The 12,034-nt window shown below is 46.2% G+C and carries 15 protein-coding genes; 1 reads left to right on the top strand and 14 read right to left on the bottom strand.

Features of this window, described 5'->3' with window-relative positions; translation table 11 throughout:
• The 11 genes from NQ117_RS05380 to NQ117_RS05430 all read right to left on the bottom strand — a co-directional run bounded on the left by NQ117_RS05380 (window position 1) and on the right by NQ117_RS05430 (window position 8,370).
• A complete protein-coding gene (locus NQ117_RS05380) occupies window positions 1-582 on the bottom strand; it encodes a 3'-5' exonuclease (RefSeq protein WP_258276954.1) in 582 nt (193 codons plus the stop codon).
• A gap of 2 nt (window positions 583-584) precedes the next feature.
• Complete coding sequence (locus NQ117_RS05385; RefSeq protein ID WP_258276955.1) at window positions 585-947, bottom strand: hypothetical protein; 363 nt, start codon at window positions 945-947, stop codon at window positions 585-587.
• Entirely contained in the window at window positions 934-1,161 is a 228-nt protein-coding gene (locus tag NQ117_RS05390; protein ID WP_258276956.1) for a hypothetical protein, read from the bottom strand. The genes NQ117_RS05385 and NQ117_RS05390 overlap by 14 nt, the downstream gene beginning before the upstream one ends.
• Window position 1,162: 1 nt before the next feature.
• Entirely contained in the window at window positions 1,163-3,970 is a 2,808-nt protein-coding gene (locus tag NQ117_RS05395) for a DNA polymerase (protein ID WP_258276957.1), read from the bottom strand.
• 14 nt (window positions 3,971-3,984) lie between these two features.
• The gene (locus NQ117_RS05400; protein ID WP_258276958.1) at window positions 3,985-4,140 is read right to left on the bottom strand and encodes a hypothetical protein; all 156 of its coding nucleotides are present in this window, start codon (window positions 4,138-4,140) and stop codon (window positions 3,985-3,987) included.
• Window positions 4,140-5,258: a hypothetical protein gene (locus NQ117_RS05405; protein ID WP_258276959.1), complete on the bottom strand. Its 1,119-nt coding sequence runs from the start codon at window positions 5,256-5,258 to the stop codon at window positions 4,140-4,142. Before NQ117_RS05405 ends, NQ117_RS05400 begins: the two co-directional genes overlap by 1 nt.
• 41 nt (window positions 5,259-5,299) lie before the next feature.
• Window positions 5,300-5,686: a group I intron-associated PD-(D/E)XK endonuclease gene (locus tag NQ117_RS05410; RefSeq protein WP_258276960.1), complete on the bottom strand. Its 387-nt coding sequence runs from the start codon at window positions 5,684-5,686 to the stop codon at window positions 5,300-5,302.
• Window positions 5,687-5,856: 170 nt separating this feature from the next.
• Complete coding sequence (locus tag NQ117_RS05415) at window positions 5,857-6,639, bottom strand: single-stranded DNA-binding protein (RefSeq protein WP_258276961.1); 783 nt, start codon at window positions 6,637-6,639, stop codon at window positions 5,857-5,859.
• Window positions 6,640-6,773: 134 nt separating this feature from the next.
• On the bottom strand, window positions 6,774-7,313 hold the full coding sequence (locus NQ117_RS05420) for a hypothetical protein (protein ID WP_258276962.1): 540 nt from the start codon (window positions 7,311-7,313) through the stop codon (window positions 6,774-6,776).
• Between the two features lie 16 nt (window positions 7,314-7,329).
• On the bottom strand, window positions 7,330-7,497 hold the full coding sequence (locus NQ117_RS05425) for a hypothetical protein (protein ID WP_258276963.1): 168 nt from the start codon (window positions 7,495-7,497) through the stop codon (window positions 7,330-7,332).
• Between the two features lie 273 nt (window positions 7,498-7,770).
• Complete coding sequence (locus NQ117_RS05430; protein WP_258276964.1) at window positions 7,771-8,370, bottom strand: hypothetical protein; 600 nt, start codon at window positions 8,368-8,370, stop codon at window positions 7,771-7,773.
• A gap of 149 nt (window positions 8,371-8,519) precedes the next feature.
• On the opposite strand from NQ117_RS05430, the gene NQ117_RS05435 reads away from it, so the two are divergent.
• Window positions 8,520-8,741 carry a helix-turn-helix domain-containing protein gene (locus NQ117_RS05435; RefSeq protein WP_258276965.1) on the top strand — a complete coding sequence of 74 codons (222 nt, stop codon included), beginning with the start codon at window positions 8,520-8,522 and terminating at the stop codon, window positions 8,739-8,741.
• A gap of 86 nt (window positions 8,742-8,827) precedes the next feature.
• On the opposite strand, the gene NQ117_RS05440 is transcribed toward NQ117_RS05435, so the two are convergent.
• From NQ117_RS05440 to NQ117_RS05450, 3 genes are all read right to left on the bottom strand, one after another.
• Complete coding sequence (locus NQ117_RS05440; RefSeq protein ID WP_258276966.1) at window positions 8,828-9,799, bottom strand: toprim domain-containing protein; 972 nt, start codon at window positions 9,797-9,799, stop codon at window positions 8,828-8,830.
• Window positions 9,786-10,238, bottom strand: a complete 453-nt coding sequence (locus NQ117_RS05445; protein ID WP_258276967.1) for a helix-turn-helix domain-containing protein — start codon at window positions 10,236-10,238, stop codon at window positions 9,786-9,788. The genes NQ117_RS05440 and NQ117_RS05445 overlap by 14 nt, the downstream gene beginning before the upstream one ends.
• 97 nt (window positions 10,239-10,335) lie before the next feature.
• Window positions 10,336-11,685, bottom strand: coding sequence for a DnaB-like helicase C-terminal domain-containing protein (locus NQ117_RS05450; RefSeq protein ID WP_258276968.1), 1,350 nt, complete (start codon window positions 11,683-11,685; stop codon window positions 10,336-10,338).
• Window positions 11,686-12,034: the final 349 nt, after the last annotated feature.

The following is a 12,034-nucleotide window of genomic DNA, read 5'->3' on the forward strand; positions in this document are numbered from 1 at the left end:
TTATGCGGCGTAAACTTTAACGGACGTTCCTCCGAATCGATCACGACGTTCCTCCGAATCGATCACGACGTTTCGATACGATGTCCCATTAACCTCCGCCATCTCACGCAGCTTAACGAATACCTTAACCGTTGCCCCCACGTCATTCATCGCGCGATGATGTCCGTACAATTCGATGCCGTGACGAGTGCATACGTCGACCAGCTTCGCGGACTCATTCGGCTCAACTAACCGAGATAATGCGCGAGTACAGACGAATTGTTCCGGCTCGAATACTCGCGAGATAAACGAAAGGTCAAACGGTGCGTTGTGCGCAACTAATGTCGTATCCCACGCGAATGCTTCCAACGATGCTAACGCATCCCACTCTCTCGGCGCTCCCGTTAAGTCTTCCGACTTGATTCCGGTGAGTTCCGTAATCTCCGTTGGAATCTCGGCTCCCTCCGGCAGTCTAACGAAAGTGTGAAACCGTCCGTATTCGCGAATCCCATCCGTTCTGATTGCGGCGATTTCAGTGATATAGTCGTTTTCGTGGTCGAGTCCGGTCGTTTCGATATCAATTACCGTGAAGATTTCGGTCATATTTACGCAGACCTCCCTAAGACGTATATAATCGCGACTACTTCTTTTGGTACAACTTCCGCAAAGGAATACGAAAAGTCTCCGCCTTCTTGCATTTCCGTCGCAGGTTTTTCGTTCCAAACACGGAAGTAAGCGACTTTTCCGTCAGCTTGCGTTACTTTAGTTACGACCATCTTTGTCGTAGTCCATCGAGTGCCTGCACCGTGTTCTTCGTGCACATCCTCGACTTCGTAACCTTCCGGCTGATAGGCGTCAATGATTTCATCGATTGTTTTCCAATTATCGTCGCCAACTTTCGGCCAAGCTTTTGCGTCAACCTTCGCTTCCAACTCTCGCAGCTTTTCGATCACGTTATTTCCGCTCATATTCCGCCAACTCCTTCGCAATGATTTCGTTAATTACCTTTCCGGCAACATCACCGTGAATATCCGCATGCATCAACGCAAACGAGAACGTATCTGGCGTTTGGTTACATTCAACGCAGCGAACGACGTACTTACGGATATCTTCGGTGAGGCGATCCGGTACGTAAAGTTCGTTGCGCGATTCGTCGAGAATCATTTCGATTTGCATCGTCAACCTATACGACCTCCCTATTCGCGAACCATTCGTCGGGTCTTACCTCCTGCATCCAACGAGGTTCGATTACTGTGTCGCACTCTAACGGACAGACGAACGTAGCTGTATTCGTCATAATATCGGTGTACAGCGTTATGGTTTCTTCCGTAACTTGGTCTATCGGAGCCGCGTGTTTTTGTTCGTCATGTAGCGTGAGGGTAAATTCCCATCCGCGAGCCAAAGTTAGCTCATAGTAACTGCGGATCATGCACAGTTTAAGAACATTCGCTCCTGTTCCTTGAATCTCGTGGTTAAACGCCGCCCTCTCGTCACGTCCAGTTAAGCGAATGAGTTGCCAGAACTCTGTACGTAACTCTTGCGGTAGCTTGCGCGACTTCTTTCCGAGATCGGAATCGTTCTTATCTCGGATTCCTGCGCGCTTCATTAGAACGCATAGGCGCTGCCAATTCCGCCGATATTCAGGAAATCTACGCTTCTGGCCCCATAACGTCGCCGTCCACCCATGTTTACGTAAATGTTCGAACGAGGCGTTTACCATCGTACTGAACCCGGGAAGTATCTCGTCAAATTTGGCGTACGCTCTCTTAGCGGACACTTCCGTTATGCCGCGCTTAATCGCAGTCTTCACGAACTGATCTTCTGCTTGTCCGTACCCTTTCGCAAGGAACATATCTTTCGTCAACTTTCGATATGCAATCGTGGTCAGTCCGTCCTTATACGCTTTTTCAAAGCATAATTCGCGATTAACTTCGAACATGATTGCGGCAAATTCTACGTATGGATCGAGCCCCTTTCGGTACATCTCCGCGAATGTTTCGTCACCATGTTCGGTCGCCATTTTATGCGCCTGGATACGTGGCTCAATAGAGCTTAAGTCGCTACCTACGAACAAGTGATCCGGCGGAGGTATGAACATATTACGTACACGTTCGCCCTCTTTAGTACGAGACGGTATATTCTGAACATTCGTACCCTTTGCGACTGACTTTTCCGGACAATCTACCAGTCTGCGCATGATATCTAGATAATTTACGTCATTTACGTCACCTGAACGCAAATCATTCGGCTTACCCGTATAACCTTTCGAAGAGTATCGCCCAGTCGAAACAGTGTCGAGCTGCGTATGAAGCCGTCCATCAACATCTAGAGCATTCGGAATCTTTTCGATATATGTTCCGAGTAGTTTTTCAAACATCGACACATTTGCGAGCGGTTTTAACGCCTCTTCCTCGGTAAAATAGCGATCTAATACGTCTTTAGATACTGCGCGTTCCCTCGATTTATCCTTTACAATTTGTTTCGTACGGTCTTCAATTCCGAGATGGTCGTAGATGAGATATCGCAGATGATTATCGTTCGTAAACGAAAACTCGGTTACAGATAGTGGAGCGTACTCCTCGATTGCCGGCGATAGTTTCTCCGCGCATAGTTCCGCGAGTCTTGCGACAGCATTTGTATATTTCTTTAGCGTCGTCTTGCCGGATAATTCGCATTCTGCGATAACGCCCCGTTGTTTCTGTTGCGCTTCATTATTTCGCTCAATCTTTTTACGTTGAGATTCGCACCAGTCCAGCACCTTCTTCGCATTGATAGTACGATCCATTTTGCGAATAAACTCAAGGTCATTAACGTTATATGCTTCCGTAACGTCAATTTGAGCTTGTGCGAGGCGCGGCCGTAACTCATCACCGAGTATACGTAGACCGTCGATATCGATTACGAAACCTGTCCGTTCGATATTAACGTTAACTTCCGTTAGATACTGCGATATCTCGAAAAAGGTGGTCGCAAGTTGGTCAGTCTTAACGAGATGGTCAATTTGCCAGCGTGTCAGCCACCATCCCTTAAGTACGTCCCATATCGCATAAATTCCGACGACTTCAATTGAATGCACCATAGGACTCTCATTCGCGAATAAATCCTCAAAAGTAGTATCAGGACAATCTACACCTATGACCGATTTGTATTTCGTAATCAGCGGTTTGAGTGAGTATGTTTCTTCGTTATCATTGAGTATCCGCTGCGCTGCTACCGAATCGTAGCGAATGCCTTGCGACTTTAATCCGTCATTAATCAAGATCGATAAATCGTACTCAGCGTTATGAAACGATTTAATGTGCGAGGGTAACTTCATGAACCGTTCAATTGCGCCTAACGCTTTCGAACGCGTACATTGTTTTTCGCCCGTTAAGTGCCCATATGCAACGTAGTATCCTTCGTTTAATAATGGAAGCCAGAACGAATATCCTCCGCTTAAATCAAGCATTTTATCAAGTCCGGAGGTTTCCGTATCCCATACCGTTAGTGACATTACTGCTGGGATTTCGATTCCTCTTTCCGATAATTTGCGCCTGATCAACGTATTGTCGAAAAGTCCGAATACCTTACGGAACCATACGTCCGATTGTTGCAAACGTACTTCCTCCCGCAAACGAGCGATCATCTGCGGAAGTTTTCCGTCATCTGTAACGATGTGAAAATTGCTCGGCTTATTTCGCAAGGTTTCCGAGATGCGACGTTGCCGCGCCGCACTCTCGGATTCACGTTGGACTTTCGTGCCCATCGATAATACCTCGCCTTTTGTTAACGTACCGCCCGATAACCTGCCTATAGTTCCGGTAAAATACGCCGCCTTCGCAATCTTAAATAACTCGCGTTCCTTATCGCCGAGCTTCATAGCTCCAACGCGGTCGAACGCTTCCTCTATCGTCTCCTTCGCCTTACTTCGCTTTTCCACCGCCTGTCTCACGGCTTCACGCGATTTATCCTCGGTTGGCGTACGGAGATTTAACGTAAGTTTTACCTCCATCGAGTCCCCTCCGATTAATCTACTATTAATGCCGTAAAAATTCCGTTGGTAATTGTGAGAACCGCCATCAAAAGCCCCCATAATACTTCGCCATTTAAGAAGAAATAGAACGCCGAAGCACCGCACCATCCCGATGCGAACGGAATGAATCTATTTGCGAATTTCTCCATTAGTTTACGCCTCCTACCGTTAGATTGACGACGGATTCGACTGGTGCGATTAGTTCACGCAAATCGTGTGAGAAAACCCTTCCTTTTGACTCAACGCGTAATTTACGGTAATCAGTATCGTAGACCAATTTGCCAATAGTACCGACCGGATGCCCGCCAACCGCCTTTAACGTTTTAACGATGTCTCCCTCTTTCCACTCTCCAACCTCACGCCCGATCGCCGTCCATTTCGCAGCTTCTTCGACTCTTGCGACTTCCTCCGCCGTCAGCTTTACGATTTGCGTAGGTAGTGCATAACCGTTAGGTAACGTACCACCTATAATTTCGACTCGTTTATTGCTCCATCCCATGGTGTACGGATTATTTACTTCATAAATTTCGCTATCGCAATACCCTTGTAATGGACGGATTCCACCCCCACTAATCAATCGCACCTTATCGCCTTTCCCGAAAGCGCTACGTGGATCTTGCGCTATAACCAATTGCGCCTGAGTCTCCGCAAGTTTCGTTTGCAATTCGGATACCTCACGTTCGAGGTCAGCGGTTGCATTCGGGATGCGTTCGACGAGAATACGTCCTTCTTTAATCGTCGGATAATAATTCGTTCCATTGACGTCACTCTTGAATGCGCCATCCCCAGCGAGATCAATGTGATGAATTTCGTACAACTTACCTCTCGTCATGTTGTTAATCGATTCTGTCGCGTAAACGAAATCTCCGACTTGCGGTTTGCGGTCGACTTTACGGTACTTCACGCCATCCTGTTCGATGATTTCTTCGGACCGGTCCGCAATTGGTTCGAGTACGACGTATTCGCGAAGGTAGATTAACTTTAGACCACCGTCAAGTCTTACTCTTACGTCACCACTACCGTCGCCGTCGACCGCATCAACGTTAAGCTCATCGCCTTCATTATCGGTAATTTGCGGATCGTTGTAGGAATCTACGCGAACGACGCTATAATATGCGCCTTCTGTTGCGTAATCTTCGGAGGTCCCTTCCAAGTCATCTACCCGAACAATATCGTCAACATGCGGAGTGCCCGTATAGCGCTCGTATTTCGCACCGTTATACTCGATTGCTTCGCTCGTCAAAACTACACCGTTTAATTTCGCCATTAATAAATTCCTCCTGTATCTTTTCGGATTTTAATTGGTTATTAGTTGGTGTTGCGTTGATACTTCGCATCTAATCGCGTCCATTTCGCGTCGATCAAGTCGGGCATCGCCCAATACTCGGTCTGTTCCGCGTTGGGTATCAAATAGACGCCATCTTCCGTCACACCCGCCAGGAAATCGCAATCTGTCCGCGAGTAAATTTGTCCGTTATTCTTACGAGCGCTTACTACGATTGCCCCGTCGCGGTCTTCTCGCACACGCGCCGTCTTTACTTGTACAGTAAAGTATTCACCGTTTCGTGGATCACGTACCGATAAGTCGTACACTTCCGATGCGATCGGCTTTGACACTTCGTACCCATTCGCGAGTAAAGCCAAGGCAACTCGCAGCTCCGAATGAGTCCCAATATTTGTCGACTCATTAGCCATCCGATACCTCCTTCGCGTCCATTTTCGGAACGGCGATGACGACTGCCGCCCCGAATGCGATTGTTGCGGTGATTACGTGACCTTGTGCGATTAAGAATCCGCCGGCCGCTGCAACCGCAAGGATTGACGCTGTTTCGAGTAAACGATACATTTACGTAGCTCCCTTCCCGTTAAAACGGTAACGAGTCGGGATCGATTTCGAGTCCGCTGTCGACAGGCGTTACGGCGTCTTTCGGAATCGATGCGCTCACGTTCGCACCGAGTACGGATTTGTCCAACTTCGCCTCGTCCGTAGCTTCTGCGAGAATCTTCGCGATATCGTCCACTTCGCGGAAGAACGCGAGTTCAGCGTAATTAATCGTTGATACGTCGAAAGCTTTCGCGGCTGCAATAATTGCTTCGTCCAGCTCACCGGATGACATCGAGTAAGACTTGCCGTCAGACGTTTTTCCGACTGATACTGCATCGCCTGCTAACGTATATCCTTTCTGGAACTTTTGCGCAGCCTTTTCGAGTTTGTCGTAATCGTCGATTAAGTTACTCGCGTGGAACTCTTTGAGATCAAGTACGCGCCATTCGTTGTATTCCGGATCGAACACCGGAACCATGAAGTAAAGCTTTCGTTTAGCACTCGCCGCGCACGATAGACATGTGGATTTATTCGGCTTTTCGTATTTCCCGAAGTCTGCGCCTACTTCGCGCGGTGAATTCAAGCACGTGTGTTTTCGCAGGAATGTCATCGTTCGACCGTTGGCGTACTTCGAATCCTCATGCGTAAAGTAGAAGTACCAGTTGTCCGGATTTGCGAGTAAAACGAACGTCTTCCCGTCCTTCAGCTCTTGGCCGAGTCGGACATATCGCGTAACGCCTTCCGGTAAATTCCCGTTACTTCCGCCATTTGCCGCTTGGTCACGACGTTCCTCACGTTGTTTCAGTTGATCGCGAATACTCATCCACATACCTCCGAAAGTTTATTCGAACTCGGGATTCCCGCGTCCGCTATACGGTACTAGTTGCTTATACTCGATTGTCACCGAGCGATCTAATACCGTATAGACGACGCAGACATAAGTCCGCGTTAGCCGCCTTATACGTAAGCAACGATACTTTTCGCAAGCGCCGCTTTATCTTTAATGATTCGCGTAAACTCCGTGTCCAATTGCGCGAAGTACTCGTTGATAGCGTTAATCCTCGCGAGGCACGCAAGCTTCGTACTTTCCTTCCGTGCGCGCTCCATCTTTAAATGGAGCTGCGCGATTTCAACGTTTAATTCCGCTTTTGCCAGGCGATGTTTCCGTTCAGTAACGGATTCTAAACGTTCAGCTTTGCGTAGTTCACGAAAGGCTATCGTCTCGATCTTTCGCTTCAAATCATTCACGGAGTGGTTCCGCGGATGTACCGTAATTACGTGATCATTGTCCGGTTCGAGAATAAACGCAATTCGTTGGAATCCGAACAATCTTCGCGGCTTCAGCTCGTCTGATACGATATTCGCGATGAATTTCGCCTTACGTAAGTTACTCCGAATCCATTCGTCAGCCAGTTTCCGATTGACGCGAAAGTCCTTGACTGCTTCGTCGCAAGCGTGATGGCTTACGGTAATTTTTCCGCTAAATGTCGTATTCATATCGCATCCACCTCCGTCAACCTAACCGCACGCAGCCGATTGGCTTGCGGACGATCATGTCGGCAGGATCTTCGTATGCGAGGTAGCCGCCGTGGTATTCGTAGAATGTGCGATACTTTTTCGCGAGTTTATCGTTAATTTTCGTTGAGTTTACGTTTGACTTTCGCTTATTTACACGTGGCATATCGTTCGACCTCCGTAATTTTTCGTGAATTTCCGTATTTTAACGTATAAAACTCCGTACTTTCGTTGACAACGGTTATCATCGTATGTTATTTTATAGAAGTAATCGAAATGATTACGAAATTTAAGCGCATTTAAATAAGCCTTCGCAATGTGCGTTTTTCGCAAATTTTCGAGTGCTATCTATATTGAAATACCGTGCGTAGTTTGTTATCATAACGTTTTAGGATACGGAAGAGACTCGGTGCCTAGGCGCCTCTCCCGTTCCTATATGTTAAGCGTAGAGGTAGTCGCGATAGTCTCCGAAACGATTGCCGTCGAATCGGCGAGCTAGTGACTCAATTTTCCGCTTAACGCGCTTGTGTTCGATTCCTAGCAGTTTGCCGACCGCTAGATAAGAATCGTTGACAAGATAGAGCTTTACAATTTCACAAGTTAAGTCGTCGACATCGGCGACTAGATGGGAGAGCAGTTCGCGCTGCTCTTTTGTCTTTTCTGACAAAATGAACCCCGTTGTAGTATTCTCATCCACTACTTCCAAGAAAGTTGCCGCTTCCTCTTCCGTTTTTGAGTAATACTCTAACTTCCTTCGTCTAGATCGTTTTCTCAGTAAATCATACTTCCCTTTGGTAATTGAGCTAAATAGTAAATTCTCAAAGTGGCCAATCTCTTTTTTATACGTACTTAGTAGCTTTAGCATTTTATCTTCATACATAGCTTGTACATCATGGTGGTTTGTAGAAGTAAACCTAACATCATACTCGATTGATTTTCTCCAGCGAACACTTACGTATTCATAAATAATTTCAAATACAGATTGTTGATTTACTTCTTGATAGTTGACCACTAAGTTGTCCAACTCTTCTTTTGTCATAAAACCTCTCCTATTCATACTGTGATGATTAATCCCTACATAATGTTATTCGTATGAATTTCAATGATTGGGCATTTGTTCATAAATTAATTTAATTCTTTTTTTCGCCCTCCATTTCTGGTATGTTATATAGGTTGGAGGTTAGAACTATGGACATCGTAATTGAGCGATGTCACCTCTACGATATCATCTATTCGCGCGGGCTTACTCCGCAGCAGTTTGCAGAGAAAGTCGGAACGAGTAAGTCGCAATTAAGCGAGTACAACAGTGGAAACGTTAAACTCGGGATGAAAAATGCTCTTATGTATTCACACGTGTTGAAATGTAGCGTAAACGACTTTTACACGTACCGCGTTATCACTGACTCGTAGAGTTGACGGGTGAGGATTGCCGTCCTCATCTGTCTTATAGTTCGGTCTTCTCTAAACTTTTGTATACACAGACATTACCATGTAAATTATTTCATAGCTACCCGAAAAGATTCCCTCACCTGTTTCCTGTTGCCATACATTTCATTAATTGTAAGTTTACATCCGACATCGCTCGGATCTTTCCGTCCTTCCGGATACTCCACGTGTCGCACGTCAACGTACGCAGTCAATTCCGCGGTAACTTTATCGCGAAGCTCAACGCCTGCCCCACCGTCATTATCGTGAAATATCGTCAACTCTTCGATCCCACTCCGTATTATCAAATCGCGCTTCTCCGTATTGAATATCGCCCCGCCGACAGCCGCCGTAGGTATCCCGCAAGTTGCCAGATATAACGCATCGATAGGAGCCTCAACGAGTGCTGCACGTTTAACCTTCCGTTTATAAATGACGTCGATTCCGAATAACATCGATCGTATCGGCCAGCCTCCGTCATGATACCAGAAGACCTTCGAATTGACGGAACGGTACAATACGTTGCATAAACGTCCGTTCGCGTCGAACCACGGAATAGCAACCGCCTGTCTCACGCGATCGAATCCGACCTGGTAGTAACGTTGAACAACATCGGAAATCCCACGTCGTTCTAAATACGGATGGCGATACGCAAACTCTTCGAGTATACGCTTGTCCAACGGCTTAAGTACGGATTCGATCGTCAGCTTCGGTGGATTAAACGTTAGTTCCTCTTCGCTGGACCATTCGGTCGCGTAGGTATAACGTAGATACTCGCGCGTTTCCTCTTCCGTTTCGTTTCGGAGGAATGCAAGTAGCTTCGTAAAGCTTCCGCGACGCCATTCGTCGTCTACCGCTCCACTATCGCCCCAATCGCCAGCTCTTGCGTTGAATCGCGGATTATCTTCGAGCCATACGTAAAAGCTTGCGCTAGAGTCGCCGGAACGCATGGGTGAGCTTGATGTGAGCTTGTCCGCGGACCAGTTAGGCTTGATCCAGTGATATCGTGAGAGCTCCAATAAAATAGAATCAGTTTGAATCATCTTCTTCACCTCTAATTGATCGAAGCCTTACTTCGTAGAAATCATTTAGTTCTTCCGCCAGGAGTTTCGCTTGACTGTACGACAGTTTATCTTTTCCATTTAAGATAAGTCCGAAAATACCTTCCTTTAGTGCCACATTCCCTAACCTCGGTATCTCATATGTCACATGCTTCTCTTTTACATGAGAATTAGGGGGTACGAGGTCTAGATCATCTATCAGCAAATCAAAAAACGTGCTAAGAACCTCGGAAGTTTCCTCTTTTGAAAGATGAAACGATCTTATAATTTTATCCAAGGTATCTTTAGGTGGAAGGGTTTCGCCCCTTTCAATCTTACTTAGATAAGAATGACTGAGTCCAGTGATCGCAGCAAAACTGCGCAATGAGAGTTTAAAGTTATTCCTGTGTTTCCTAATTAGCATACCTAATTCGCTATACATTTCGTGTCCTCCAAATATTACGTACTTCGGTTCACGGTTATAATACAACAAAATGTAATCATTGTAAATACAATTTTTGAGTCATTATTATTATACATCAAAAACAAACATTAAACTGTGCTTCTTGATCGCTCTCAGCCTCTCGCACAATCCCGTAATTCGGTAAGTACACGATTTCCACTTCGGTATCTTCGCCGCCATCGCGCCCCTTGCCTAGCGAAATGATTCCGCGACCTTCGTCACTTAACGAGTCGACTCCGAGAACAACCGCAGCATCCTGAAGCACCTGCTTCGTCTTCATTATTTCAGCGCGTTTTGGCGGCGTTAATTCACGTTTACCCTCATCATCGCGATCATCTTTAACCTCGTCGGCTTGTGTAATAACGTGCATCACCACGCCGTATTTACCCGCGAGTCGACGGAGTTTCATCGAAGTAGCTGCGGCATCTCCGCCCGTAGTCTTCGACGTATTCTTTTCGTAGTCGAGATAGTAGAACGGGTCTATAACGACAACGTCCGCTTTAGTCGCGATAATATCCGCTTCCAGCGCTCTCAACGAACGATCGGTGAAATCTTCGTGATCGACCGCACGGAGATATATGTTACCCGCGAGTGTGTCGTTGAGATTGCCTAGAAATGAATATAATCCCTCTTCGAATTCTTCCGGCAATTTACCGAGGAGCAACGCTTTATTTTCGAAACCTGCCGCGAATATCTGTCCGTTAATCTCCGCCTGGACTAAGTTATCGCGAGCGGATAACGAGGAGTATGCACGCGCCATCCATTGAAATTCCGGCATTTCCATCGACCAAACGAGTACATTCGCGCCTTGAGTCGCAGGTTCGAGCGCTCCATCTTCCATTACACACACAGATTTACCGCGACCTGAACGCCCATACCACGTATACATATTCCCGCCGACATACGGACCAATTGCGCGAAGTACCGATATGAACTTCGATGACCACGTTCGGAATGACTCGCCGTCCTTGCGTTTTTGATACTCATGTAGGAATGCTTCGGCGTCCTTTTTTATGTCCGTTCCCACCACATCACGAACACTAGTTCTCATTATAATACCTTCCAGATGTTTCTTCAACGTTTCGACCGCGGTAATTCCGTCATTTCCTTCGAAAATTTTTGCGTAATTCTCTTCGATGTATGTTTTCGCCTGTACCTTCGCTGACATCGACTTGATGTTCTTCGTCATATACTCGAACGAATCCGTCACATCCGGAATGTACACAATCTCCGGATTCTCCGCAACGAACGTCGCATATGACGGGGCTTGTCCGCTATTTTGCTCAGCATATGCGCGGATAAATCGTGATGCTTTACGTTCTACCTGCGTTGGGAAATCGGAATCCACAATGTTAAATCGGATGAACGCCTGGACGTCGTTGTCGTCGATTATTCGCGATAGGAACTGCTCTCCGTAGTTTGCCACTGTTTTCCTCCTCTGCGTTTAACAGTATCACCACAAGATATTTGAGGTCAATACAAAAACTCAATATATAGACAAAAAGTGTTGAGTAAAAAGTGATACATCTACTATATGTTGATTTTCCACTGAAACATTAAGTGCGTGTTGTAATTAAAAGTATGCGCTCAGCTTAAAAATTCAGCAAACTTGAAAACTTGAAAATGAATTATTTTCATAAAAATAAACGTTGTGCAGAAACTTCAACATTTTGTGTAGTTTATTTCACATAAAGTACACTTATTTCGCTTAAAAGTAGGATTTTTTCGCTTTTTACAACCGCCCGTTTTCAGTTCCTTAACTTGATATCTCTCTC

The sequence above is a fragment of the Paenibacillus sp. SC116 genome (genome assembly GCF_024733555.1).
GTDB lineage: Bacteria > Bacillota > Bacilli > Paenibacillales > Paenibacillaceae > Paenibacillus_B.